29 protein-coding genes and 1 pseudogene are annotated in these 25782 nt (G+C 60.5%); 17 read left to right on the top strand and 13 right to left on the bottom strand.

Annotated features, from left to right (window positions below):
• Positions 1-233: 233 nt before the first annotated feature.
• A complete protein-coding gene (locus tag ABQJ48_RS26945; RefSeq protein ID WP_367841005.1) occupies positions 234-503 on the bottom strand; it encodes a hypothetical protein in 270 nt (89 codons plus the stop codon).
• A 177-nt stretch (positions 504-680) separates the two neighbouring features.
• Between ABQJ48_RS26945 and ABQJ48_RS26940 the strand changes: the two genes are divergently transcribed.
• Both ABQJ48_RS26940 and ABQJ48_RS26935 read left to right on the top strand, forming a co-directional pair.
• On the top strand, positions 681-968 hold the full coding sequence (locus tag ABQJ48_RS26940; RefSeq protein WP_367841004.1) for a hypothetical protein: 288 nt from the start codon (positions 681-683) through the stop codon (positions 966-968).
• Between the two features lie 128 nt (positions 969-1096).
• On the top strand, positions 1097-1483 hold the full coding sequence (locus tag ABQJ48_RS26935; protein ID WP_367841003.1) for a DUF3022 domain-containing protein: 387 nt from the start codon (positions 1097-1099) through the stop codon (positions 1481-1483).
• Here ABQJ48_RS26935 and ABQJ48_RS26930 read toward each other — a convergent pair.
• On the bottom strand, positions 1470-1934 hold the full coding sequence (locus tag ABQJ48_RS26930) for a hypothetical protein (RefSeq protein WP_367841002.1): 465 nt from the start codon (positions 1932-1934) through the stop codon (positions 1470-1472). The genes ABQJ48_RS26935 and ABQJ48_RS26930 overlap by 14 nt on opposite strands.
• Positions 1935-2144: 210 nt before the next feature.
• Here ABQJ48_RS26930 and ABQJ48_RS26925 point away from each other — a divergent pair.
• From ABQJ48_RS26925 to ABQJ48_RS26915, 3 genes and pseudogenes are all read left to right on the top strand, one after another.
• Positions 2145-2528: pseudogene (locus tag ABQJ48_RS26925) on the top strand (EamA family transporter); the annotation flags it as partial.
• Between the two features lie 384 nt (positions 2529-2912).
• Complete coding sequence (locus ABQJ48_RS26920; RefSeq protein ID WP_367841001.1) at positions 2913-3620, top strand: glutathione S-transferase family protein; 708 nt, start codon at positions 2913-2915, stop codon at positions 3618-3620.
• 116 nt (positions 3621-3736) lie between these two features.
• Positions 3737-3916, top strand: a complete 180-nt coding sequence (locus tag ABQJ48_RS26915) for a hypothetical protein (RefSeq protein ID WP_367841000.1) — start codon at positions 3737-3739, stop codon at positions 3914-3916.
• A gap of 368 nt (positions 3917-4284) precedes the next feature.
• Here the strand turns inward: ABQJ48_RS26915 and ABQJ48_RS26910 are convergent, their stop codons facing one another.
• The 7 genes from ABQJ48_RS26910 to ABQJ48_RS26880 form a co-directional block, all read right to left on the bottom strand.
• Positions 4285-5055, bottom strand: coding sequence for a DUF3047 domain-containing protein (locus ABQJ48_RS26910; protein WP_367841047.1), 771 nt, complete (start codon positions 5053-5055; stop codon positions 4285-4287).
• A 274-nt stretch (positions 5056-5329) separates the two neighbouring features.
• Positions 5330-5536, bottom strand: coding sequence for a hypothetical protein (locus ABQJ48_RS26905; RefSeq protein WP_367840999.1), 207 nt, complete (start codon positions 5534-5536; stop codon positions 5330-5332).
• A gap of 201 nt (positions 5537-5737) precedes the next feature.
• Complete coding sequence (locus ABQJ48_RS26900) at positions 5738-6016, bottom strand: HU family DNA-binding protein (protein WP_367840998.1); 279 nt, start codon at positions 6014-6016, stop codon at positions 5738-5740.
• Positions 6017-6930: 914 nt separating this feature from the next.
• On the bottom strand, positions 6931-10173 hold the full coding sequence (locus ABQJ48_RS26895; RefSeq protein WP_367840997.1) for an LPD7 domain-containing protein: 3243 nt from the start codon (positions 10171-10173) through the stop codon (positions 6931-6933).
• 4 nt (positions 10174-10177) lie between these two features.
• The gene (locus tag ABQJ48_RS26890) at positions 10178-10381 is read right to left on the bottom strand and encodes a hypothetical protein (protein ID WP_367840996.1); all 204 of its coding nucleotides are present in this window, start codon (positions 10379-10381) and stop codon (positions 10178-10180) included.
• A 35-nt stretch (positions 10382-10416) separates the two neighbouring features.
• Positions 10417-10782, bottom strand: a complete 366-nt coding sequence (locus ABQJ48_RS26885; RefSeq protein WP_115783775.1) for a plasmid mobilization protein — start codon at positions 10780-10782, stop codon at positions 10417-10419.
• A complete protein-coding gene (locus ABQJ48_RS26880) occupies positions 10782-11039 on the bottom strand; it encodes a hypothetical protein (RefSeq protein WP_115783776.1) in 258 nt (85 codons plus the stop codon). The genes ABQJ48_RS26885 and ABQJ48_RS26880 overlap by 1 nt, the downstream gene beginning before the upstream one ends.
• Before the next feature lie 332 nt (positions 11040-11371).
• On the opposite strand from ABQJ48_RS26880, the gene ABQJ48_RS26875 reads away from it, so the two are divergent.
• Positions 11372-11893 (top strand): hypothetical protein, encoded by a 522-nt coding sequence (locus tag ABQJ48_RS26875; RefSeq protein WP_367840995.1) that lies wholly within the window; start codon positions 11372-11374, stop codon positions 11891-11893.
• A gap of 344 nt (positions 11894-12237) precedes the next feature.
• Here the strand turns inward: ABQJ48_RS26875 and ABQJ48_RS26870 are convergent, their stop codons facing one another.
• Positions 12238-14295: a ParB/RepB/Spo0J family partition protein gene (locus tag ABQJ48_RS26870; protein ID WP_367840994.1), complete on the bottom strand. Its 2058-nt coding sequence runs from the start codon at positions 14293-14295 to the stop codon at positions 12238-12240.
• A gap of 219 nt (positions 14296-14514) precedes the next feature.
• Between ABQJ48_RS26870 and ABQJ48_RS26865 the strand changes: the two genes are divergently transcribed.
• From ABQJ48_RS26865 to ABQJ48_RS26835, 7 genes are all read left to right on the top strand, one after another.
• Positions 14515-14928: an antirestriction protein gene (locus ABQJ48_RS26865; RefSeq protein WP_367840993.1), complete on the top strand. Its 414-nt coding sequence runs from the start codon at positions 14515-14517 to the stop codon at positions 14926-14928.
• Between the two features lie 61 nt (positions 14929-14989).
• Positions 14990-15823: a DUF932 domain-containing protein gene (locus tag ABQJ48_RS26860; RefSeq protein ID WP_367840992.1), complete on the top strand. Its 834-nt coding sequence runs from the start codon at positions 14990-14992 to the stop codon at positions 15821-15823.
• 51 nt (positions 15824-15874) lie between these two features.
• The gene (locus ABQJ48_RS26855; protein WP_367840991.1) at positions 15875-16174 is read left to right on the top strand and encodes a hypothetical protein; all 300 of its coding nucleotides are present in this window, start codon (positions 15875-15877) and stop codon (positions 16172-16174) included.
• A gap of 45 nt (positions 16175-16219) precedes the next feature.
• Positions 16220-16582: a single-stranded DNA-binding protein gene (locus tag ABQJ48_RS26850; protein WP_367840990.1), complete on the top strand. Its 363-nt coding sequence runs from the start codon at positions 16220-16222 to the stop codon at positions 16580-16582.
• Positions 16583-17280: 698 nt separating this feature from the next.
• A complete protein-coding gene (locus tag ABQJ48_RS26845) occupies positions 17281-18030 on the top strand; it encodes a DUF7673 family protein (RefSeq protein ID WP_367840989.1) in 750 nt (249 codons plus the stop codon).
• 16 nt (positions 18031-18046) lie between these two features.
• A complete protein-coding gene (locus tag ABQJ48_RS26840) occupies positions 18047-18313 on the top strand; it encodes a hypothetical protein (RefSeq protein WP_007731376.1) in 267 nt (88 codons plus the stop codon).
• 488 nt (positions 18314-18801) lie between these two features.
• Positions 18802-19257 carry a hypothetical protein gene (locus ABQJ48_RS26835; RefSeq protein ID WP_367840988.1) on the top strand — a complete coding sequence of 152 codons (456 nt, stop codon included), beginning with the start codon at positions 18802-18804 and terminating at the stop codon, positions 19255-19257.
• Between the two features lie 211 nt (positions 19258-19468).
• On the opposite strand, the gene ABQJ48_RS26830 is transcribed toward ABQJ48_RS26835, so the two are convergent.
• From ABQJ48_RS26830 to ABQJ48_RS26820, 3 genes are all read right to left on the bottom strand, one after another.
• A complete protein-coding gene (locus tag ABQJ48_RS26830) occupies positions 19469-19945 on the bottom strand; it encodes an RES family NAD+ phosphorylase (protein WP_201141711.1) in 477 nt (158 codons plus the stop codon).
• Positions 19945-20385, bottom strand: coding sequence for a type II RES/Xre toxin-antitoxin system antitoxin (gene parS / locus ABQJ48_RS26825; RefSeq protein ID WP_367840987.1), 441 nt, complete (start codon positions 20383-20385; stop codon positions 19945-19947). The genes ABQJ48_RS26830 and parS overlap by 1 nt, the downstream gene beginning before the upstream one ends.
• Before the next feature lie 339 nt (positions 20386-20724).
• The gene (locus tag ABQJ48_RS26820; RefSeq protein ID WP_268963576.1) at positions 20725-20853 is read right to left on the bottom strand and encodes a hypothetical protein; all 129 of its coding nucleotides are present in this window, start codon (positions 20851-20853) and stop codon (positions 20725-20727) included.
• Positions 20854-21047: 194 nt separating this feature from the next.
• On the opposite strand from ABQJ48_RS26820, the gene ABQJ48_RS26815 reads away from it, so the two are divergent.
• From ABQJ48_RS26815 to ABQJ48_RS26800, 4 genes are all read left to right on the top strand, one after another.
• On the top strand, positions 21048-21281 hold the full coding sequence (locus tag ABQJ48_RS26815; protein WP_367840986.1) for a hypothetical protein: 234 nt from the start codon (positions 21048-21050) through the stop codon (positions 21279-21281).
• A gap of 314 nt (positions 21282-21595) precedes the next feature.
• Positions 21596-22807, top strand: a complete 1212-nt coding sequence (locus ABQJ48_RS26810; RefSeq protein WP_200654679.1) for a ParA family protein — start codon at positions 21596-21598, stop codon at positions 22805-22807.
• Positions 22797-23825, top strand: coding sequence for a ParB/RepB/Spo0J family partition protein (locus ABQJ48_RS26805; RefSeq protein ID WP_367840985.1), 1029 nt, complete (start codon positions 22797-22799; stop codon positions 23823-23825). The genes ABQJ48_RS26810 and ABQJ48_RS26805 overlap by 11 nt, the downstream gene beginning before the upstream one ends.
• A 271-nt stretch (positions 23826-24096) precedes the next feature.
• Positions 24097-25368, top strand: coding sequence for a Cdc6/Cdc18 family protein (locus tag ABQJ48_RS26800; protein WP_367840984.1), 1272 nt, complete (start codon positions 24097-24099; stop codon positions 25366-25368).
• Positions 25369-25782: the final 414 nt, after the last annotated feature.

The raw sequence follows: 25782 nt of genomic DNA, 5'->3' as shown, positions 1-25782 counted from the left end.
TGGCTCGACTCTATATCGCAATCGCCGGGCGGACTGAGTCGAGCGTACGCACGCGAAAACACCTGCTGCCGGGCGACGTCGTTGGGAAGCGTTGTCGAAGCAGCGGCCACTACCAGCCGCCCGCCAGCGTGACGTGTTGAAAATTGACATGCGTACTGCGCTTCACGGCTGAAATACAAGGAGCGCCGCTGTGCTACGCATCTGTGAAGGCGAGCGGATCAACGGCGAATTCCCTAGGCACTACAACTTGGGACAGCAGGCCTCGTTCCACAGAGAGCATGCGAGATGTTTTCCAAAGGCTCGAACGGTCCCGTGACGCCATTTTTGCTATCCGTATGAAAAATGAACTGTGCTTCACAAGACGCCATTTCCGCATGGATGGCGTCCGGATGCGCATGGCTTCGCGCCTCAGGATTATCGATCTGACTGACCAGGATCCGGTCGCGCACGCCGCCAACAAATGTTGTGCGATAGCCGATAGGACCCGCACCTTCGATCTTCACCGGGTAGCATGGCGATGCTGCGTTTCAACCAGTGATCGGGGTCGAACTTACGTTCGCGATTCGAGCAGAACGCGTCTGTCGAGTCGTCTCGCCGCGTCGACTGGCGAAAGGTGCGGACATGCTTCTTGCTGCTTGCACAAATGGGGCACGCGAGTCCCCCTTTTAGCGGAGAGGGCGATGAATGAATACCTTAAGCACATCCTGTTGATTCTGTCGATCGCAGCGCTTGCAACGGCGGGCACCGGCTGCAAGAAAGTGGACGACAACAGCAAGGACACCATGAGTTCCGGCAGTAGCGGCGTGATGAGCAATTCTGCAGGGTTGAGCGGAACCCCCGGCACGAGCGACGCGGCCAACCGCACGAGCGATGCCACGTCGGCGAGTCTTCCTGTCGCAACGTTAAGCGAGCCGGCGGTAACAACTACGCCGGGTGCCGCGGCAAGCGGCGCTTCGTCTTCGCAGTGAGCGCCAGACCGCCAAAAGCACGGCCAAAGGGCTGGATCTGGCATGCGCCCACGCGAGCAGCTGTTCAACTATGCGGCAAGTTCGCGTGGCCGTTACAACACGCGGCTTCGGCCGCACGGAGGATCGCAATGGAAGACATAGACCTGAACCAGCGAGTTGAAGAAATCGAACTGGCGTTATCCACGCTATTCGAGTCTCCCAAGGCGCCCGCGATCAGCAGTTATGACGACGGTGCTACATTTTTTATCCAGGTGTCCTGGGTGATCGAATCACATGGCGACACGACACTTGACGCGAGATGCGTGCTCACTATGCGATTTTCGGAGTCGCAAATTCAGCGTTACGCGCAGTTTGACACGGCCAAACGTATTCTCGTGCGCGAACGTTTGGTCCAGATGGTTCGAAGCCGGCTCCCGCTCGGAGGCACCGAACCGCCTTTAGACGGAGAGTGCGCCGAAGACCTGCAAGTGGACGATCGCCTGCTGCAATTCGACGAGCCGCTCAATCCGTATTGATGACAGTCGCACTGCGACCTACGTGAATGGCGCACGCATAGAAAAACTCCGATGGATGGCTGCGGCCCAACAGTGATGTCAGATTGTGACCAGCGCGCTCTATCCGCATGCCGAATGGCTCGCCGGAAGTACCTGGCCAGGTAGCCGGGCCATTGATGCTGGCTTTCGAATCCGTCTTTGTACCGCATCGCCTGGCCGCGTCTTCATTCCCGACATCACCGCGTTCTTCCCTGTTCGGCAGGATTTCGTCAATGCCGCCATCTAGCAGCTCCAGAGCCGCCCGCAGAACGCCATCGAGCGGCCTGCGGTCAGGCCGCGTACGCGGCAGCACACGCATCCCCAATACACGTACCAACAAATGGGCAACATCGTCGGCCTGTTGGCCCGTGGCGGACACCGTCTTCGCGCCATATCCTATGACGCTCGTTCCAGAATAAAAACCTTGGCTCACACTGCCAACCTGTCATTGATGAACACCGGGTCCACGCCTCACCTGCCCTCCAGTGCCCCGGATGCATCGTATCGGCACACACGACTGGCGGCCATCGGTCGGGCAACGTTAGCCGTTGTGATCTTCGCGGCTGGTTCGTCGCCACGCGCTTTACGGTGGCACATTCGCTTCGTGTCGGGGATGTCATCGCGTTAAGGTTTTGGGGCGGGAGCGGTTCTTCTCATCCCGGTATTGCTGTTGTCTCACAGCAGTCTGCGTTGGCGTGACTGGACGCAGGGACTCTGTTTCACGGTCCTGTGGGGAGCGCCGTTTGTTCTGCCGGTCGCATTCGGCTTACGGCTCACTTCGACTGCGCTGGCGTCGATCATCACGCCCGCGTTGATGCCGGTATTTGCCGACGTCATCGGTTGGGCGGCTCTGCGCGAAACGCCCGGACGGGCGCGCCTCACAGGTCACGCTGCGATTGTTGTCGGCCTCGTCGGACTGACGGCTAGCAATACAACCGGCATACTATCCGTCAACCCACTCGGCATTCTTTGCCTCGTGCCCGCCGCGCTGAGTTGCGGCAATCTCCCGCCTCTGGTTCCGACGTAGCCATTTGACGGCGTTGAAATCGGCTTCGTTGATCTGCGCTTAGTTGAGCGCGCTTTATTTGCCAGCCTACATTTTGTTTAGCCTCTCCCAAATATCCTCGGCGTCCGCGACGGAGTGGCTGATACAGGCTGTTTATTGAGGTGTGTGCATGAGTGAGGTGGCGCTCGTGGCGTTCAATCGAGCACGCCATGCCCGTTTCGCGCGCGGCTGCCGCCATCATGGCCACCGTCCTCGCTGCGCCCATCCTCGACGAACATCTGTCGCTGCCGGCCGGAGTCGCTATTGCTATCATCGCGCTCGGTGCAATCATAGCGGCGATGGCCGCGCCCGTAACACCAGTCGTACATTCTTCCCATACTCACCCACCAACAAAGGCGCCCCCTCATGATCCGATTTTTTTTCCATCCGACGCCCAACCCCGCAAAAGTCGCGCTGTTTCTCGAAGAAACCGGCCTACCGTACGAAGTTGTGCCGATCGACACAAGCAAAGGCGATCAGCACACGCCCGAATTTCGCGCGGTTAATCCGAACGGCAAAGTGCCAGCCATCATCGATACCGAGGGACCCGGCGGGACCGAAGCGCGCGTTTTCGACTCGACCGCCATTCTTCTATATCTGGCCGAAAAGACCGGCATGTTCCTCGGCACACCCGGAGAGCGGGCTGAGCTTCTGTCATGGCTGATGTTCATTGCCAGCGGAGTCGGTCCGTTCTCCGGCCAGGCCGTTCACTTCCAGTACGCCGCACCGGAGGGCCTCGACTACGCGGTGAACCGTTATCGTCGTGAAATTGAACGGCACTATCGGGTGCTGGATCGCCACCTGGCAGGACGCGAATACTTTCTCGGCGCCGACTACACCATCGTGGATATCTCGGCCTGGGGTTGGCTCGATCGCGCGGGCCGCGTTCTTAAGGGAGAAGATCTGCCGCTTGCTTCGTTTCCGAATCTCAACGCCTGGTTCGAACGCATCGACGCGCGGCCCGCTGTTGCAAGGGCACGTGCGGTCGGACAGGACCACGCGTTCAAAAAAGTCAACGACGAGGAGACCAAACGTGCACTGTTCCCTTCGAACTACCGGGACATTGCGCTCTGAAAGAGACCCCGGCGGAGCATTGTCAAATCACTTCGGCGGTCATGTTTTCACTGTGTACACCGGTGCAACCGACACCTCATCATGGGCGCTTCACGCACGGACCTGAGCAGGGGTTCTTGCGTGAATGGGCAGCTTCCGTAGCCGATGCGATCGTCGACGGTATGGAAAGGAATGCGCTACAGGTGATCCGGGAAGGCGAGACCCGCCCTGACATGGTTGCCCTGAACCGCGACAATCCGACGGCACGCGATCAGCTTTTTCCGAATCTGAAACAGATACACTCACCCAAGCAGTGAAGGAGCATTCGGCGTTGTAACGACAAAGCTTCGCTCGGTCGGAGCATACTTGTCGGGCCCTTTGAATCCAGTGGCCCATCTGACGAAGGCGTCGACAGCGAAGCGGGAGTGATCGGCGATGGCTCGCGCAGATGTGATTGCGACTGATGCCGCAATCCAAAGGGCCACCAGTGGCCGCGAGCTCTGCATAACGATCGTTTGGTCGCGGGGCGACTGTCTCCCGGCGGCCAGCCTTACTCGCTGATTTGCCCCGCAAAGCAATCGTTGATGCAGGGAAATTACTCTCCACTGCCGTTTGAGCCAAAACGCCGAAGGACAGTCCCGGGCATTGCACTGTCAGACTCGGCTTGTGTGACGGCGTTGCTCTATCAGTGTCCGCGCAGGAACTTGACATCTCCGTACCAGGCGCGTGTCGAAGCGCCAGTGTTGTCGGTATCGGTCAGCAGTCCGTAGCCGCTGATTCGTCCCGGCGGTTCCTGAAAGACCCGTTCGTAGTCCTGGACGATGTTGCGGCGCAGGCTTTGCCACTGACCCGCATCTGCGGACAGACCGGAGACCACGATCATCTGTACGCGGTCCGTGTGAGGATTGGCGATGACGGTGCCCGGCGCAGCGCTGGTCGACCAGATATACATCAACGTGGCATAGGGCAGATCTTCGCCACCGAGACGCTTTGCCAGGTCCATCTTGGCCCGGTCGAAAAACGATAGTTTGCTTGTGTCGCCGTCAAACAGGAACACCAGTCGTGCTGGCGCGTCTTCCTTCGATGCGATGCGATTATCTGCACCATCGATTGGTCGCTCTACCTTCCATCGCCACGCCACGACGGGTGTTCGCACGAGGTCGATATTACCTTCGTGCATCAGTGCAGATGCGGAGCGGTTCGCGTCTGCCTGCAGGACGGTAGTGTGGTCGTCCTGAACGAGCGTGTACTGCGTCATGAGCTTGCCGCGCACAACCGGCAGGTTCTTCCAGCCTGCCGGCAGCTGTGCGCCCGGCTCGAACGTGGAAATGGCAATGCCCGACTGTTCGTCCTGAGCAAAGAGCGCTGGAGGCAGCAGAAAGATGGCGATGCACACGGCAATCCAGACTGGGTGGGCTTTTCCCGTCCGCCCTCGATAGGTAAACTTACGATGCATGGCTGGTCGCATTCGTTTTTGGCTAGCATCCAGTGTAGTCGACTCAGCTGACAGCATTTTCCGATGAGCATTACCGCACGGCCGCGCCGCGTACTCGTTCTCATCCCGATGTCCGCGCCAGCATACGAGCCGCAAATTCCCGCATTCAGTGTGACGGGATGAGCACACGCTGCCACGTTCGGGCACCGGCGGGCCTATCGAAGCTGGAGAGTCGAGGTATCTGATCCGCAGGCATCCCGGAATGACTGACGATCGCCCGCGAAGAGACCCAGCTTCAGAAAAGCTGATTACCCAGCTCACGCAGGCTGACCCACTTCACCGTGCTCACGAAGCTCCTGCCTGTGGTATCGAGTGATTCGATCATAGCGCGTTGCCCGCGTGCTTCCGCAATGACGCGCACGATGCGCGTCCGGTAACGCAGTAATGCGCCGATCGTTGGGCACGAGATTTCGCGCCCGGTCCGCGATCGTTTCTTTTTCATACGGCTATCTATAGAGACATACAGTGAATCGCAGGGGCCGCAGTACGTCGCGGCATCTCGCACTGATGCTACCAGGCCGATTGGCCGGGGTCCAGGCCTTGCCCGATCAACCCGTGCCGCTGCTGCTGGCACCTGTAGCGTCTACCCTGCCGACAGCCCGCCGCCATCGGCCGAAATCCGGCCGATGGCTTGCGTCCCATCTCAGGCGCCGTTCACGGCGTCCTTGAACGCCTTGCCAGCCGTGAACTTCACCGTCTTCGCGGCAGGAATCTGAATCTCGGCGCCGGTCGCCGGATTGCGGCCGACCCGCGCGGCGCGCGCGCCTGTCGAAAACGAGCCGAAGCCAATCAGCTGTACCGTTTTGCCTTTCGTCAGTTCGCCCGTGATGGCCGCGATCACCGCGTCGATCGTCTCGCCCGTGGCGACCTTGCTGTCTCCGGTCTTCGCGGCGATCGCATCCATCAGTTCCTGCTTGTTCATTTTGATTCCTCGCTATGGTTGATTGATGCTGCCACCCTACCCGATCGGTACCGCTTTGCGCAATTGGCGCTCCATTGCACCGGTTTACTCACTCCAGATCGGCACCCGATACCCGCCCGTCTTCGGCGTCGTGCCCAATGTCCGGCCGTTGAGACCGGCCGGCCGACTTTGTATGTACAAAAACTGAAGCGCTTGCGGAGAGATCCATGGTTCTGTGCCGAAACCCCGGCGACCCTCCGCCGTCTCCGGCCGGCGCAGGCCAACGACATTCCGACACACCGTGGTGGGCTTTCCGCGTCCGCCGCTGCCCGGATCGCACGTGCCGTGTGAGCTCGGGTCGCTAGACGGGAGTCGGGTCACGCGCCCACAGACTTCTCCACCACGGCCGCGTCCGGTTGCAGTGCCCGCGGATCGCCCGGTGAGAGACGCCCGTCGCCATCCTCCCCGCTGACCGGACGGAAAATCCCGGAACTGGGCCGGTGTCCGCAAATGAAGGGGTAGATAGCCCCAACTATCTACCCCTTCATTTTTCTCATGCAACTGGCTACGTTTGTAGCGGCCTTTACAGGTTTGATGTCGGCCGACGTAGGCGCGGTCCGTTAGTTGCTTTTACGAATAAAAAGGCAGCAACCTTCGCTGGTCGCTGGCTGGCGCAGATTCGGCTATTCGGAGGGCCATACCGAACCCGAAAGAGGACAACAGTTTGCGCGATCCTCCGCTAATGATCGTGCGAGTACGCACGACTCATACCCTGTTTTATCGGTATCGCCAGCGCGGGCTGCCGGCGTCAGGTAACGAGCGCTTATACTCGGCCCATGTTGACCTCGCGAATGCCCACGCCGGGCGCGACCGCAATCGGGCCGTCGCGATCGATGTGTGCAAGCTCGTTCATTTTCTTCGCTCAGGTTGATGGTTCATCGGTCAATATCCGGCCCGCTGTCCGGTGCATCCGGATCAGCTGGCGGTGCTACATCCAAGTCGGGATTGGACGGATCTTCCGGGGTGGGTGGCGGCGGATTGCGCACAACATCGCGCAGCTCGTCACGCTCCCATGCCTCGCGCTCACGCTGCGCCGCCCGACGTTCCAGCGCTTCGGAATCGAGCTCCGCAAGCCGGACCTGCCGGATGCTCTCCAGCTCCGGTTGCTCGAACACGATGCGCATACGCGTGTCGGCCGCCGCACGCGCCGCGGCCGCCTGGAAGTCATCAGGTCCGGACAGCGACAGCGTGCTGCCGAACTTCTGCTGCGCGAAACGCAGCGCAATCTCGATCGCCTCGCGCTCGCTATCCCACAGGCGCAACGTGCGGCCCTCGTCGACGAGGAACGCCACACCGTCCTTCCGGTAGTCGACCTCGCCGCTGGCCCGCACCTCGTACGTGATCGCCGGGCCCGCGTAGATGATCTCGTTGCGGTCGTAGGCTGCCGGTCGGTTCACCGCATGAGACGGCGCACTGAAAATGACCGCGCGTTCGTCGTCTGCACGTTTCGTCCGCAGGCGGATCTGCTGCATCCGGCGCAACTCACGCAGCGCCCGTTCGTCGCCTTCCTGAGCGCGCTCCTGAAGGAAGTCACGATACCGCTCGGTCAAGGGCCGGCTTGCGGCGCCCTTCAGCGCATCCCGCTCTTTCGCGATCTGCACACGCAGCGCAGCCTCTGCCTCGAGGCGCGCAACACGTGCCGCGGAAAGCTGCTCGCGGCGCTGCGCACCTGACAGGTCCATGCGCGGGCGCTCAACCAGCGCGCTACGGGCACTGTAGAACTCGGATTTGACCGCCTTTCGCCGCTCACTCTCACGATCGGCCTGCGCATCCCACGCGCGACGTAGCTCGTTCCGGTATGCCGATCGCCATTGCTGGAACTCGCCCCATAGGTCCCGTTCAGGCGCACGCCTCTGTGCATGCTCCGGATCACGTCCTGTCTGTGCACGATAGGTCTCGCGCAGCAGCTCAGCCGCCTCCTCCCATGACAGGTTCATCTCCTTGGTGAGGAAGTCAGACACATTCAGATTGCGCGAGCCGGCCTGGATCCTGTCACCGCCGTCCGCGCCTTTACCGATCGAATACTTTTCGACGATCACTCCGTGCGTATGCGCGAGCACGGCCAGCAACCGGCCCGCGTCGAGCGTCGCGCGAATCTCTGTGAACTCATCCCGCTCCCGGGCACGTCGCACCGTGCGAGCCTCGGACAGGTCACGCGCAAACTGGTCGCAAACGGTATCGGCTGCCCGGCCCGTCGATGCGCGCGCACCTGCATTGAAATCGACCGACGCCGCGTCCGTCGGCAGCGGCGTATTAGTTGGCCGGATCTCGAACGGCAGCGATTCGATCGCATCGAACGATTGCACATCCGCGAGGCTGCGGATTTCCTCACGCGGTCCGAACCCTGCAGGCAGGCCGCCGCCGCTCAGACCAAAAGGCTCGCGTGAGCCGAACGGTCCTCCTGCCCGCATGAACTTCCCGGCAGCGGTGCGGGTGAGACGCGTCCGCCCTGCCTCGTCGGCCTGGTCCCACGCGACAAACATGCGATCTACGATCGCTTTCCATTCAGGCTCGCCGGCGGAACTGTCAATGGCATCGGGTTCGCCCGACCATTGCCACCGATCCTCGAACTCGCCGTAATTGCGGCCCACGTCGAAACCGCCCTCGGCACCTTCGCGCCATCGCGGCATTGGCACCGAAATGACTAGCTGTTCTCTTCCCGCTCGCTCGCGATCGCCAGACCATCGCAGTGCGTCAATTCGTTCGGCTTGCTGGTTTCCCAGCTCCAGTAATGCATCAGCCGGCAGAAGCACTTGACGTCGCGCGGCGTCGCCATCCACACCGCGGCCGGGCATGCCATGCACACGGTGGGCGGATTGGGACGGCGCGCCGGATCGATCGAAGCGAGCGTCAAAGTCGTGATCCGCTCCGGCTCGCCATCGCCCCGTGATTTCGCGGTGCGCGCGTTCGAGCTCGTTCCACCATTGCTGCGACTGCCCTGTCCTTTCCGGTTCCCGCCCGGCACCGCGCTCTCGCGCCCGCCCTCCTGCTCCGGCGGCTCCCATCCGCTTCCAATCTCGCCAGTGTCCGGATCGATCGTGGCGCTGTTGTGTTCGCTCTCGTGTGCGTTCATTAAGCCCTCCTGTTGCGTCATAGAACCGCTGTTCGCGGTGATCGAGAATGCGCCGCTGCTCCGCCGGCGGCGCTGCCTGATACGTCTTGTAAAAACTGCTGCCGCTGTTCAGATACTTGATCTCTCTCGCGCGCGTGTCGTGCCACGTCTCGAGCGAATCGAGATAGATCCGCGGCGTATCGCGCGGTACGCCTGGCTCGACGTACTGCGCATGCACATTCGATTCGAGCGCCTCACGCTTGGCCGTAGCATCGAGCTCGATGAACTCGCGCGAAAACACGAACTCCTTCAGGTTCACACCCTTCGCGGCACCGGGCGGTTTGACGTTCTCGTACTCCGACTCCCTGCCGGCATTGCGTGTGCGCGTCTCGCCGTACTCCGTGATCAAGGCCCTGAAGTTGTCATACCGGGTCACATCACGCGTCATCACTGCCTCAAGAATCGAGGCCTTCAGCTCGCGGTTAGCGCCCTCGAACACATCGCCCTTGTACCGGCTGATCATTTCGGACGCGTCCGTGAACTGCACACGCCGGTTGTCCTTTGGGCTCGCCAGTCCGTACTTCGCGTTAATGTGCTCCTGAAAAGCCTCCAGATACCGCTCGTTATGGTCAACCTTCCCGAACGGATCAAGCCGTCTGCCCGTTACCAGATTCATTTCCGGGATCACCACATGCACGTGAACCTTGCGCTCGACAGCCTCGCCCGTCTTGCGGTCCGCATAGCTCTTGATCCGCGGCACATGCGCTTCGGCGTAGAAGTTGTATTCGTCCCGACGGTATGCGGCAAACGCAAACGCCTCGAACTCGCGCACGATCTCACCCAGCAGCTCGCGGTCGACCTCGTCTTCCTTGAAAGACAGCGTGACATTCAGGTAGCGTTCAGCGTCCGTGTCGATCGACTGGATGATGTCGTTCGTCAGATCGAGATCGCCGGCGAGTATCACGCGCTCGTCCATCTCGTCGCGTTCCATTTCGCGACCCTGCTTCTGGCCCTTCTCCAGGTATGCCTTGATCCCGTCGTGATAGCCGCGTACGCGTATGAGCATCGTCCTACTCCAGCATCCCGCGCTCGGCGAGCCAGCGCTCAGCCCCTTCGATGCGCAAAAGCAGCGTGCTGTTCACGATCGACAGCAGCAGATGGCCAGCGGCATCGACAGCCGCCCGGGCGCTGTCGCAGTCCGGCTGCGTCAGCGTACGCGCACCGTCATGGTCGCGATCGAAGTGCAGCTTCGTCTCCAGCTCGATGACCGCCATGATGGCGGCCTGCTTTTGATCCATTCCCATCGATATCAGTCGACCTTGTTCAGGGTTGCCTTGAGGTACTGCCCGATGAGCTGCAATTGCGCGAGCAGTTGCTCGTAGGTCGCCTCCGAAAGCTTCCCGCGAACGTGCTCCGAGTTCGCGCGGTGGGCAATCTGGTTCAGGTTGTTGCTGGTCTTGTTGAAGATGTACAGCAACCGCTTGCGGTCTCCGCTCGCCACCGGGCGCGCAATCACCTGCGTACGGTTGGTGAGCACCGCCTGCCTGAAAAACTCTGATTGCGTCATCCCGCTTTGCGCCACCTTGGCAAGGTACGCTGCGCGATCCGCATCCGACAGACGGAACGCGATCGGCTTGCCCAGCCCTGCCCCGTCATTGCTCTTCTGCCGTGGCATTACCAGAGCCCCGTCGAACGACTACGGTCGATCTCGGCGCCGACCATCGCGAACGGCCTGCCGTCGTCCTCGATCGGATGCGCGCGAAACTCGTATTCCGGCCACCGCAACTCGCACTCGCGCAGCGCGCGCATTGCCTGGTCACCCGTCATTGGCAACGTATAGCCTGCCCACGGCAGATAACGCGGCTCGCTGCCGCGCTCGTCGGCACGCGGCCCCACTACAAGCTGGATCACCCATTCACTGCTCGGAATCATCGCCAGACCTCCGTATTCATTACGCATACCAGGCAGTGCTTAGTGTCAGTAACGGAGTTGCCGACACGCGGACGCGGCAATAGACCGCGGCGGGGTTACAAAGGGGCCCGCCCCTTTGGCACGAAATATTTTACGGAACGCGTAGCGTTACGTAAACATATTCGACGTGCCTCGCCCCGCTCTCGCCACATATTATTTCCTACGCATATTCTACGACCCTACTACACCAGTACATCACGCATTCCATGGGAGTACTACCCAATACAACCTTGCCTCTACATGCGGTCGTCATTCATACTACGCCCATACTACATTTATTCGCCATTTTCTCAATGGATCACGAACAACTTGCTTCCGCGCTGCGCCGCCTTGCCAGCACAAGCCCGAAACGCAGCAAGGCTTCCCATCTCAAGGCCCTCCTTCCGGACATCGAGGCGGCGCTCGCCGCTCGCGTTCCCGCCGCTGATATCCTGAATACCTTGCGCGAACAGGGACTCGATATCTCCCTTCGGACGTTTCACGGAACCCTGTACAGGCTTCGAAAGACCGCCTCTACGCCCGGTTCAGAACGCAAATCCGGCGCTGCGGCAGCCCACCCCAGCGCCCCGGCCCCGGTGACAACCTCCCGGGCAACAGCCCCTCTCGAAGCGCACAAGCCTGCGCCTCTCACAACCGATGCACCGGCACCGGCCCAGACTCGCATCAAAACCTTCGAGCAATTGCAGTCTGAGAATCCGCACCTCTCAAGCATGCAATTGAACCACCTCTACGCCGAACAGTACGGCGAACCTCGCGTGAGCAATGCCGATATTGACGCGCTCAAGAAAAAATATCCTCAGCACGCGAAACCCTGAGCCGAATCGCCCCGCCGCACTGCGCCGGGTCGGGCCGCTCCCCATGCATTCTGCATGGGTCCCCGTGGCCCTCGATACGGGCGCGCGGCGCGCGCGATACCACCCTGGTTCGCTCCACGCAGTTTCATTCTGTTTCGCAAAACACGGCGCCTTCAGGCGTGCTCCCTGGCACAATCGCCCTGCAGCTGCCTGGTCCCAAAAAGAGCGCGGCAGGAGCCTCGGAAAGCCGGTCTTCGTCCCGGCTTCTTTTTTCCTATGCAGTACTCGTAAAGCAAAAAGCCGCCCGGGCTTTCACCCGGACGGCGGCATGTGACAATTCGCACTTACGCGAAGTGCATCACGGCTCAGGCGGCTTCGGCTTCCTCCGTATCCCCGTCGTTGCACTGATTCTGCGTGCTATCGACATCGCTTTCCCCGTCATCGTCCCAATGGCCGTACGTGGCGTGTTCCGGCACCTCACGGTTGCGCAGCACTTCCGGTAACCAGCCCGAGTCCGTCATGCGAAGCTCAGCAGCAGCAGCGGCATCTCCCTTTTTCATCCCGCGCAGTTCGCCTGCGGCCTGCGGCGAAACCGTCTCGCCGACAACGGTCACGATACGATCTTTCGAGACGTGCTCGAAATACCCTGCACGCGTTGGCTTCCAGTAGCGCGTGAGGTCCAGTTCCAGCGTGTTCGCCACTTCGTTGACCGGGTGCGCCCGGTCAACGGGACTGATGCTGTCTACCGTTGCGGCCACGCAGAATGCAAACAGGTTCGACATCACGTCCACGTCCTGTTGCAACAGCCACGCGAGCAGTTCATCGGTGCGCTTCGGCAGCATCCGGCTCCACTTCGCCCGCTCGCCTTCAAGCGCCTTCCATGCAGCGCTGTCGGCCATGTCGTCGGCGTTCGACACCAGCGCATCGCGCGACGTATGCACGTCGACGCGCACCGCATGATCGATGTATGACTGTCCGTACACGTCATCGAACACAGCCGGAATCATCCGGTACATCAACACGGCCAGCGCAACGGTCGGCTGCTGCGCAAGCTCGATCTGTACCGCAGCCGTGCGGTGCGCGGTAAGCCGTTTGCACAGCTTTTCGCCGTGCAGAGGCCTGGCCTTCGCGGGCAGGTCGCGATTTCGCTGCGTATGCGTGAAGTGAGCGATACTGCCCGCGTCTGCGTCGTTGATTTCCCGGCAGCGCAGGCCACGCGTGATCTGCACCTTCCCGTCCTCGTCGATGGCGACGAACGCACCTGCCTGCCTCATGTCGTCGGGGGCGAACGTTTCGAAGCGCTCGGCATAGGCGTCAACTGCAGCCGAAGCATCGTTGAGCGCGTTGTCCAGCTTTTCCCAAAGCGCCTCGTCTTCCTCGCTGTCCTGATCGGCGTAATACGCATCGAGCGCGGCCTTCGCCTCGTCGCACGTGGCAACAAGCTTCGCAAGCTCGGCCTTTTCCGCTTTGGTCGGCTTGCGCGTGGTCGATGCGATCCGGTCGTACTGGAACAGTTCGGCCTGGTCACAGCGGGTCCGCGTTTCCACGAAACACCAGCCCTCAGTGGCCACGGCCTGGGATAGCTCGATCAGGCGGTCAGTTGCCAGGCGATGCAGCAGGTCCGCGTCCGCGATGTATCCGGCGTTCTGGTCGTCGGAAAACAGATCGCGACGCACGTAACCGCCTGCCGCCTCGTAAGCGTCCAGCCCGACAAACTTCGCGAGCGGATTCTCGCTGGCGTCGAGCTCCGCTTTCGTCAGCGCTGCGCGCAGTTCGGCAGGACGGCGCAGCCAGGGCGTCTGCGCGTCAGTCCACACGCGCTCCTGCGTCGCGTGATCGTCGGCCAGTGCAAGCACCTTCGCCTGCTCATAGTCCAGCTTGTCGTCGCGCAGCAGATCGAGCAGCACCGGCGACAGGTTTGCGATCTTGAGCGCACGGCGCACGACCATTTCCGACACCTTGAACAGAGCCGAAATGTGCGCAATGCTCTTGCCTTCCTCGGTCAGCAGCCGGAACGCGCCACATTCGTCCGCGATATGCATGGTCTCGCGTTCGCGGTTTTCGATCAGCGACGCGGCGACGGCTTCGCCCTCACTGACGATCAGCACCGGCACCTTGAAGTCCTTAGTGATTTTGCCCTGCGAGAACAGCAGATCGAGCGCGGCGAGACGCCGCTGACCGGCGCAGACCCCAAGCTTCGGCTGCTTCGCGCGCGACCCTTTGACAGGGTGCACGACGAGATTCTGCATCAGTCCATTCCCCACAATCGTCCCGGCCAGCGCCTCGATGCCGGTGGATGCCTTTTTGCGGACATTCAGTGGTGAGCGGCACAGCCGTCCGTACGGGACGTATTCGATCTGCGCTTCGTTGCCGAAGTTAGTTTCGAGAACGGATTCAGTTACACGGATTTCAACGACTTCCATTATGGATGCCTCCGGAAATGGGCCGCAGCGGAATGCCGGGCCACATGAACATGATAGGTCTAATTGACCTTATAAAGTGAAATTATCCGATTTATATTTTAAATTGATATATGCTTATAATTGAAAAACAGGATCGTTAAAATCTTGATATACGGTCAATACGACCTAATATAAAAGCGTGGCCCGGCATTCCGCTGCGGCCCATTTCCGGAGATAACCGTGATTGACAATGAAACCAGAATCTCGTCGGCAGTCGTTGTCGATGAGTTGCGTCTGAATTTCCTTCCTCACTACCTGGGCGCGCAATACCTTTGGGGCGAGGCATTGGTGTACGACTGGGCTACCCGCCTTTCGAGTGCCTACAAGGGCGGCTCGTGGGACTTCTTCCAGTTGTCGAACGGCGGCTTCTATATGGCTCCAGCGAACTGCGGACGGGTACATGTGCGGTGGCACATGAACGGCTACAGCGACACGATGGGCGCCGACGCGTTCGGCATCGTCGTCACGCTGTTTGCCCTGTGCCATCTGGTGGAAAAGTGCGGCGATGACAGGATCGTTGACCACTACCACGCGCTGCGGGCCTACGCGGCGCAGCACGTAGAGGCCGCCAACATTCTGCGCGCCATCGACTGACGCATTGACCACTCACGGCCCCGGCCCGTGGGCTGGGGCTGATCCTGATATGGGGAACAGCATGGATACCACCTACCTGACAAGCCGCTTCGGGCGCAACGCAGTTGGCACACGTTCGGATCGCCCGCTGACGAATGACGAGATTGCAGAGGTTGCCCCGTCGATCTTCGCGCTGTCCGCGCACGAAAGCCGCTCGGAACGGTACACCTACATTCCAACCAGCGATGTACTGGACGGCCTGCGCAAGGAAGGTTTCCAGCCCTTCATGGCCTGTCAGACCCGCGTACGCGCCGACGACAAGCGCGCACACACGAAACATCTGGTCCGCCTGCGCCACGCCGACCAGATCACGGGCCGCGAAGCCAACGAAATCATCCTTCTGAACAGCCATGATGGCAGCAGCAGCTACCAGATGCTCGCCGGGATGTTCCGGTTTCTGTGCCAGAACGGTATGGTCTGCGGCGACACCATTGGTGATATCCGCGTGCCTCATAAGGGCGACGTGGTCGGCCAGGTAATCGAGGGGGCGTTCAAGGTGCTCGACAGCTTTGAGGCAGCGACCCATCAGCGCGAGGGGATGGCCGGTCTGGCATTGACCGACGGCGAACAGACCGCTTTCGCGCGGACCGCGCTTGCGCTGCGGTACGACGACGAGAAGCCCGCGCCCATCACTGAGCAGCAACTTTTAACACCGCATCGCATGGAGGATCGCGCACCGGACCTGTGGACGACATTCAATCGCGTGCAGGAAAACGTGATCAACGGCGGCCTGCGCGGTCGTAACGCGAATGGGCGGGCAACCACAACCCGCGCCGTCACCGGCATTGACCAGAACATCAGGCTCAACCGCGCCCTTTGGGTGCTCGCCGACGAACTGTGCCGCCTGCGCGGCTGACAGGTGCGCCCGGCCTTCCGGCCGGGCATGACCTCAACTATGGAAACCGAAATGGATACCACTCACATCCGCCCAACGTGGCTGACCGCCCTCCTTCCGCTGCTGGCCGTCTATCAATACGGCGATCGTTCCCTGGTGCGCACGGAACTGTTCCGCATGGCCTTGTCCGCCGATGCCGCGGCGCGCTCCGCCGAAGCACTCGAGCGGATTGCCAACATGCTGGACCGCGACGGCCACCCAATCGACATGCACCGGGAAGAGTTGCGCGCGATAGCCCGCAACGCGCTCTCCGAGTTTGATCGTGTGCCGCCCCGTGCCCCACAGCCTGCCCTACCCGAGTCAGGATTCTAACGAAAGTCTCCCCCTGTTTCATTTAAACTTTCAGGAGTACAAATCATGAACAAGTTTTTCTTTGCTGGCCGAGTTGCCGCCGCCCCAGTGCTTGCGAATCACGGTGGTTCGAAGGTGACGAAATTCACACTGATTTCCAACGAGTACGCCGGTCGCGACGAAGGCAGCGGTGAAGCGAAAGAGCGTCAGGTGAGAATCCAGTTCACCGCCTTTGGTTCGCGTGGTGAGGCCATCGCCAGAAACGTTCTGAAGGGCGATCAACTGATCGTTGAGGCGAAGCTGTCGAACAACGATTTCACGGACGGTGAAGGCATCGAGCGTTACGGATACAACTTCACGGTCGATAACTTCGACTTCGGCGCGCCGGGTGAACTCAAGCGTGCGCAACTCGCGCGGCGTCAGGAATGATGCATGTCGGCCCCGGTTCATGCCGGGGCTGTTGACCAGCACAGGAGATGACGTTGAAACCGTGGGCTGCGGCGGCTCCTTCCGGCTGATGCCTGGCCGAAAATTGCCTCAGCGGCATGCGCGTCCCAGCCGTCCGGTAGGGGCAGCCCCTTCCTGCCAAACCTTGAGCCCGGATAACCTCATGCGTCACGCGCGCTCCGGCGCGCCCGGATCGAGGCGCACGGGGACCCTCGCCAGTAGGCGTGGGGAGAGCGCCGGCGCGGCGCAGTAGCGCCGGGACGATCCGGTACAGCGCAAGCGAATCACGGCCGGGGTCGTCAAGCAGCCGGAGGCTGCGTGTTTCCTCCGCGGCGAAGCCGTGGGGGCTGGATCCTGGATCGGCTTGCGGACCGTCGAGGCCAGCGCTGTCGTACGATCCCGTACACGGACTCAATTAACAGGACCAGAGGTGGAAGAGAGAGCGATTTACGCGGGTGCAGACGGACTGGCACGTCTCGAGGTGCACACGGTTGTGGCCTGGCGCGAACGGACGCGAGGAACTGGCGTTGGGTACAGTCGCGAATGTTTCCGCGGCATGGTTGTCGGGCTTGCGCTGGCCGATGCCGTCGATGCAACAGTGCCGTTCAGCATCGCCGCTTTGATCACCGAACGCGGATACGAGGCCGAAGCCTCCTACTCCGGACCATCAAGGTAACACCATGAACATTCAGCCCCGCCCGAAAACGCACCGGGTTACGAGCGACGTGCCCGAGCACCTCCTCGAGGCGTTCCGGCACACCATCACGGAGTCCTTTCCGAACGCGCACGGCGGCCAGACGCCAGCGCAGCGCGCAGCGGAGATCCGCGTTGGCGATCGTGACCGCGGCCTCGACTCGCTCCTGCAGCCCGTTGACGTGGCCGAAGGCGACACCGGACAGGCGGAGACCGTCGCCGAATTTCTCGCGGGCCTGTACAACGGCACCGACTACCGTTTCGACCTGACGGCGCTGCGGGCGCTGGACAACGAGTTGTTTGAGCACTGTCTCGCCGCACTGCGACTCGACCGCCGCCCGACTGGTGAAGTGCACGGCTACTTTGCTGGCGGTGAGCAGCGCTGGCAGCAGATAATCACGCGCTGGAATCTGGACAAACGTCCCACGCCGGCGCCGGTTCATGGCGAACGCTATCAGGCTCGCTATGTGACGAATCAGGAAGCACCAGGTTATCGCGATATGACGCTGGTGGTGGCGATCGATGGGGACCCTGCACGTCAGCTGCCGATCGAGCTAGACTTTTCAGCTGGCGACTCGGAGTCGTATAGCCGTGATCTTATGGACCTGCATCGCGGGGTGGGGCGACCGCGTGAGTGGCACGAAGAGCCACTCGACATGAAGGCGGGCGAGCTGCGGCCGCAGTGGTTTTCGATTCCGGGCGCACGCCTTATGGGCCAGCAGTTGAGACGAACGTAAGACAGGGGAAAAGCATATGGCAGTTGATACAACCACGACGATCCGACGCGAATGCTTGCAGCCCGCGATCTATTGGGCCAAGCCGACCGGGGCTGAAATCCAGGAGGTAGTCCGGCTGGCCGGTTTTACCGGACGTAGTGCAGCGGAATTTCTGGACCTCGCTGACAAGAGCGGGCGGCAGATACGTCGTTGGATCAGCGGCGAAAATGAAATCCCCTATTCCGCATGGGCGCTACTCTGTCATGCCGCCGGATTTGGCCACATCTGGGAAACAGAAGAATAGCCTCGATACGCTGATGATTCGCAATCCTGCGGTTCCTGTATCACGCCGGGGTCGCGACTGATCGGGGTGTCCCTCAAGATTCGGAGGTTTGCGTACGCGACGCTGGGGCCATCTCAGTATTTCCGAATCTTCAGATGCCCTCTTCCCTGACGGCCTCTCCGAGTGTGTCACGTAACAAAACGAAAAAAGATAAAGCGATGCCATGTCGGATTGCATTCGGCTTTGCGCCGTGAGCGATCCTCTCCGGGGAACGACGCCCGGGCTGGGACCGGACACCTGCAACCATCTGCCCGGATGAATACATGCCGTGCAAGGCAGCTTGTGCACATTTACGTTACGCGTAACGAAATACCACATTTATCGTTATGAATAACGTAAAATAGCTGAAGTCAACCGCACCGGGATGGATCATGCCTTCAGCGGCAAACGACAAGGTAACCGGCACCACGGAAAAGCGTGGCCGTGGCCGGCCACGGAAGCCGGATGCGATGTCAAACGCCGAGCGCCAGGCCGCATGGCGGGCCCGACATGGCGCGCGCACAAAATCCGTTACTGTAACGAAAAATACCCCTCCGCCTGCCGACGCCCATGACGTCCTGGTGCGGGAGTGCGAGCAGCTGCGCGGTGAACTGGTACAGGCGCGGCGCGAGCTTAAGACTGCGTCACGGGCGAAGCCGTCTACCCAAGCTCCTTCTGACGTGGCGACAGTCCTCGGACGGCTTCCGCGTCAGGAAGACGCCGATTCTGGCGAGCGGCGTCTGCACCTGACGATGACTGGCACGCAGTTTTTCGCGCTGGAGCGGCTGGTCGCGCACTTCGGCCTGTCCCGGCGCGCGGTGATCGAGCGCCTGATCGACTGGGCCGACGACACGTTTTCGAGGTCACTTTACGACGACGAAGCCGCATTTAACCGTTACATCGACCGTGACCGTAACGAAAAATAATCCCCTGTTGACTGGATCGGCGCGAGCCAGTTCAAGATCCTGCAGGACCGGTTCCGCCGGTGGTGCATGACTGGCCACGTCCCTGAACGCATGATGTAACCGGTTTTGACAACACACAGGCACCTTGAATGGCGGCACCCCGCGAAGCATGGCCGGCGGGTTGGTTGATCACACGCCGTCGTCCGCTTGCCACCGCCACACGAGATGCTCGTCACGATCCCTTTGCAGCCGAGCGCCGCAATAACCGGGGGTCGGTCAACCACTCATCACGCGTTCCAACCACGACGAGCGCGAAGTCCGGATGATTGGGATTGAGCAAGTAATTGGATTCCGCAGGAACGACCGCACTGGGAACAGCCAGCACGGCGCTGGTTCGCTTCCGCTCCCACGCCGATCCAAGTTGCTGCAGTTCGGCCCGCGCTGAAATGTCCCGCCAGTCGCGAGGCAAACTGGCGGGATCGATACGTTCGACGATTTTCTCCGGGATACTGGCCGGGATCATCACGTAGCGGGCGCGCAGCGGTGAATCCTGGACCAACATCTCGAGCAGCGCGAGCGATTGCGTCTGCGCCGTATACACCATCGCGACGCCTTTGGGGTTCCACCGGCCACCGTACAATCGCGCTCCTTCCCCAGAAAAAGCGGTATCCGCATATCGTTCAGTCACCACCCGCCATGCCGTGAACATCACGCAAACACGCCATGCTCGATGCGTCCCAGCGTATCCATCACGCTATCGGTGCCAATGTCGGTATCGACAAGACTCAGTGGCGTGGCGTCTCCCAGGGCAGCAACCGGCATCTTAAGCCAGGCGAGTGCCAGGTCGAGATCGTCAAACACCTCGGCCGCGCGCGCGGCGACACGCGCGAGTCGCAGCAGCTTGGCTGACTCCTCACGGCTCAACACCCCTTCCCGCTTGCGACGCGCCAAGGTCCGCTCCGGGATATCGAGCGCCTGCGCCAGTTCTGCTTGCGAAAGTCCGATGGATTTGAGCATCGCGTCCAGCGCCCGCGACGAAATGCCGTGGCGGACCACGTCCACCCATTCAAGGCCGGATCGGGGAGAACGCGGAAATACCGACCGTCCTCCAAGCAATGAATCGGCTGATACCTTCTCGATGACGGTCACGATTTCACCTCCTGCCATTTGGCATCTATTTTACACCAAAATGGCAGAGACAGTAGTTGCCATCGAAACATCGCCGGTCCGGGACGGACTGCTGGCTACTTTCAGCGAAAGAGCGCGCCAAACCCCCTTGGGGGGAGATCGACAACACGCCCAGGCACCGCTCCGACGAGAAGGTGCGCTCGAATGCTAGGAATCTGAAGACCCTGGCGTAAGGGAGCGAAGGAAGGCTGAGGCGGGCGATGCGCAACATGTAGGCTGCGGAGGCCCACGACGGCACCTCACGGAGTCGCAAGATGCAAACGGCAAGCAACGGCCACGCGCAGCAGTGGACCTTTGCATCTACTTGTGTTGCACACGTGCGGCGTTTCTAAGTTCGCCGGCGACAAAGGAGCCAAATGTAATGGCGATATCCGGCACGGTCAGGATGTTGGCATCTGTGACCTGAGCCGGTTTGAGCATTTGATCCATCGAGCGTGCAAGTGCGGTTCGTGCGCCGGCCGATATAAAACCTTTTCTTGTTTGATTCCTTGACGGTATAAACCCAAGTTTCGCGCAGTTCCATTCGCCAAGGAGTCGACGATGACAGACGAGATTGACCAGGCAGCAGTGAACCAGTTCGAGGATGCGCTATTTATTCACGCGAGCGCCGTAACCTGAGTGGCGTGGCGCGGACGTTGGTACGAGCGATCAATGACTGCTATCAGGAAGACGTGCGGGCGCGCGAGGGCCCGGCAGTACGGCTGACCGTCCATCAGCTCGCGTTTCTCTGCGGAGTCTTCGAGGTCGACAACACGCTGAATGTCTACGGGAAGCTGAGCACCGAGTGCAGAGGGAAGGACGTGGCCATAAAAGCCGCCCGCGCGGGAGCCAAAGAAACCACACCGAACGCGAGGTGAAGACAGGCGCTTCCGAAAAAATAGTGCCAAAGAAATCAATGACTTTGAACTTTGAATCCGATCGGGCGGGCACACGTTCCAGTCTTGCGCCCGCCTTTCTTACATTTTAATTACTCCAATTCGGCGATTTCCAACCCGTGTCCAACTACTCCGCGCGGTGACTCGGAATCCCCGTGTGATTGGTCTCGCAACAAATACCTAAAGTAAACCTTCAAGTTTACGAGTTTACCGGCTATTATTCGCCGAAATCGCACGTCATCGAACTTTGATGATTTTCGCGGTTTTCGATGACAACACCAATTCGCAGGTACCTCATGGTTACTAAGGAACTACCCCCGCCTCGCAAGGCAATTGGTATCGACCAACTGATCGCCATTGCTGACCGGGCAGAGGCGACGCTCGCACAGCTGCGCGACGACCTCCTTGAGCCTTGGCCCAGAAAGATGGCGCCCATGCTCACGGCGTCGCGCGTGGCCAAGCTTTGCAAGATCGAGCGCACCCAGATCCAGTACCTGTGTACACGAGGTAACAAGAAGGGAGAGTATCCCACGGGCACCCTTACCGGCAATGGACGCAATCGTGAGTTCACGCTCGCGGAAGCACAGCAGTTCATTCGTATCGCGGCGCCGTACAAGCGCCGTCCGGAAGGGGCGCTCGGCCTCGCGATGGCCATCGGGAATTTCAAGGGCGGCGTTGGTAAAACGACCAGCGCTGTGGCAATTGCTCAGGGTCTGACCCTTCATGGTCACAAAGTCCTGCTGATCGACCTCGATCCGCAAGCTTCGTCGACAACGCTCATGGGCTACGTTCCGACGCCGGAAGTCACCGAAGAAATGACGGTGATGCCGCTCGTCTACGAGGAACAGCCGGACCTGAACTACGCAATCCTTCCGAGCTACTGGGACAACCTAGATTTCATCCCGGCTTGCCCTGCTCTGTTCGGCGCGGATTTCTACCTGCCGAACCGGCAGTCGAAGGATCCGAACTATCAGTTCTGGCAGGTCCTAGAACGGGCGATGGGTCCGATCCGAGAGAAGTACGACGTGATCGTGATCGATACACCGCCGAGCCTTGCGTACCTCGCCACCAGCTGTTTCATGTCGAGCGACGGCCTGATTGTTCCGCTGCCGCCCGAGACCCTCGACTACGCCTCGAGCGCGTCGTTTTTCCGGCAGTTCGCAGACCTGTTCAAAGCCTTGGCCGACGACCGCGACGTGCAGAAGGAATTTGCTTTTATCAGCATCTTCCTCTCGAAGGTGAAGCCGCGGGTCGACGCCACCGACGTCGTTCGGTCATGGATTCAGCAAACCTACCCGGAGTTGCTGGGTCGGGCAGAGATTCAGGATTCGGACGTCGTCAAGAACGCAGCAGCCGAGTTCAAGACAATCTACGACGTTCAGGCCTTGGGTCAGTACAGCCGCGCCATTGATTCGTTCGACGCCATGGTCGACGAGATAGAAGGGCATATTCAAGGTGCGTGGGCCGCGCAGTTGCTGAAGGAGAAGGAGAAAGCGAATGTCGAGTAAGTTGAAGGAACGCCTGATGGCGCGCACGGCTGGGGTCGCCGATAGAGCAGAGTCTGCGGCTGCGGCGCGCCCTCCCGAGACAACGCCACGCGCGGCGACCATGCCGGCGCAATTGGGCGCCTTCCGCCTCGAAGCGCGTGAGTATCAAGAAAGAATCCAGCAACTGCAAACGGAACTGGAAGAGGCCAAGCGCAGTGGCAAGGGCTCGATGAAAGTGCCCTTGACCGACCTGCACGAAGTCCCGGGTCGGCGGCGCTACAAGTCGCCGGAGGCGTTCGCCGAACTGCGCGAGAACCTCCGGCACAACAAATTGGCCACGCCTGTTGGTATCCGGCCTCGTGTCGAAGGCGGCTTTGAAATCGTCTCGGGACACTGGCGCACGGATTCCTATCGGGAGCTGGGTCGGCTAGAAATCGACTGCGTGCTGGACGACGATTCGAGCGAGGACGAAGCGGCGCTCTCTGCGTTCTACGCGAATCTGTTGCAGTCAGACCTGACCGACTATGAGAAGTACCTCGGCTTCAAGGACATCCGCCAACGCTTTCCGGACATGACCCAGGCCAAGATGGCAGAGCAGGCCGGGGTGAACGAATCGGTGGTTTCCGCACTGATGGCGTTTGACGATCTCCCGGCTGAAGTTCTGGCCCTTCTGAACGAGAAGCCTGCCCTCATGGGCGCGACTTCTGGCTATGCGTTGGCGCGCTTGGTCAGAACCGGAAAGGCAGATCGGGTTGTACTCGCAGCTCAGCGGCTGGCGAACAAAGAGCTGGATGAAACACAGGCGGTGAAGTTCGCGAGCGCGGACCCGGCGAAGCAGAAGGCGACGCCTGCTGCGACGTCTTTCAAGGTCAAGGCAGGGCGGGGCACGTACTGTGATGTGCGTCAGGCCAAGAATGTCGTGCGGCTGGAGTTCCAGTCGGAGGCTGAAGCTCAAGCGGTCCAGTCGGCGCTAAAGGAAGTTCTGGAGCAGCGCGCAGCGGCAACTCAGGCGGAGCAGACAGAGGTCTCAGAAAAATAGTTGTTTAAAATCAATGGCTTTGAACTTTGAATCTTTCGCGAACGGCTTCAGCTCGACGCGAAAAGGAATAACAAGATGAATTGATCACCGGGCATAAAAGACAAAAGCCTCCAGTTGGCGCTGGAGGCTTTTGAATACGGGCTTGCTGTTCTCTCGCCCGGCTGCACTTCCCGACTGCAAATCGGGTTGAGCGTTGACACCTCGAAGTGTAGCCGATCGAATTAGACAGTCAAGCGTACTCCATCCATTTTTCAAGAAATGGACGCTGGATATGTCTATCGCGCAACACTTCGTTGCTGGCGAGGTGGGGTTACGCCCGCACTTCCCCGAAACCGAAACCGTCGATGTTTCCCCTGCTTCTCAGGCGACCGATGGCAGCGACGCGATCGCCCTGAGTTCCGATTCCGTCAACCTGCCGTGGGTCATCCTGCGGGCCGTCCATCGCGCCTCGCGCCTCGATGGGATCCCTGCTCGAGCGCGCTCCGTGTTGGCTGCACTTGCACGCACTATTGACGCCTCTAACCCGTACGGGCACATCTACGCTCGACGTGAGTTGCTGACCGAACGGTCAATGCAGTCAGAGCGGACGTTCTACCGAAGCCTCGATGACCTAGAAACCGCAGGTCTGATCGCCCGGCCACCGCAACGCCGCTACGTGCAGGCGGGTCTCTTTGGTCGCGCCTATCTTCACCTGACCGAGCGTGCTGCCATCATTCTCGGGCTGGCAACGGAGCCAATCCCGGCTGCTCAACCAGTCGAAGCAAAGGCTGATTCGGTGGATTCATCAAGCACCAATGCCGGAGTTCAGCAAGCCGGTACCACCGCGGCTGAAGCATTTTCCTATCGGTCTGCCAATCTGGCAGACGGTGGTATATATAAGAATCTTTTCCCCACCTCTTTGCAAAAGAGACAACCGGGGCAAGTGCCTCTGGACCTTCAGCGCCTGCGGTCCCTGGGTTTTCGGGATTTCCTGATTTTCAAACTGATGCGCGAAGCACGTGAGCAGGGCAAACGTCTGTCCGATGTTGTCGAAGCAACGTGGGAGCATCTTCAGAAAGCCAAGCGGCCCATCTGCTATCTGCGCGCCCTTCTGACCAGCACAGCCGATTTCTCATTCCAGATCCGCGCACGGCATGCAGAGCAAAACGCGGCGCGTGCTGCGGTCGAGGACCAACAAGCCGCCGAGTCGCTGGTTCGCGAGGTCGCCGGCCTGTCCTTCGTCGACGCTACCGGTGAGCGCAAGCTCGTCGTCGATGCTGACGGACTGTCGCTATCGGTCTACAACGCGGAGGAGGGCGTCGCACGTCGCGAGGCGGGTCAATGGCAACTGCGATTCGCGAAGGCACTCCGGAACGGTCAGATCCGACCAGCACAGCCGGATGATCTCGAAGCATTTGCCCAAGCGCGCCGTCAGGCGACCTCGTCCGCTCTCCCGCATATCGTCGACACTCCGCGCATCGCCACCGAGGCTGTCACGGATAATCTGGCCCTTTTAAAAGGAGCGTTGCGGCGGTTCTCCCCGGCGCTGTCACGGGCGGTATGAGTAGGGCACAAGCGAAAGGATTCAAGGCGGACAACGGAGAGCGCGATCCCTTAGCCTATAACAGAGACCGGACGAAAATATTGGGGTAATCGTTCGAATCGCGCGAAAACAGGAGGTTTGACGGAAAAAGTCATTGTCGATCGACGATTTACGCATCCTTCGATTACCCGAAAGCGGATTCGTCGCCGAGCCTTGCTGCGAGCTGCGGCGCACGCGAACGCCGTCAGAATTCGCACGTAAAGGACGACAACCCCGATGAGCCGGTCACCGCCATCGCGCCGGAAACAGACGTCGAAAGCGGCGCATCCGCGGTCGACGGCGGAGGAACACCACATCAGTTGAAATCTGGCCACCACTTTAGTTGTGTGAGCGTTTCCGGCATCAATGTGCCGGTTTAACGCCGGTAGCCTTGTC

Origin of the sequence: Paraburkholderia suaedae (assembly GCF_040812055.1) — a bacterium.
Taxonomy (GTDB): domain Bacteria; phylum Pseudomonadota; class Gammaproteobacteria; order Burkholderiales; family Burkholderiaceae; genus Paraburkholderia.
Note: the sequence above shows the minus strand (reverse complement) of the source record. Positions and strands in the feature narration are given on the sequence as shown.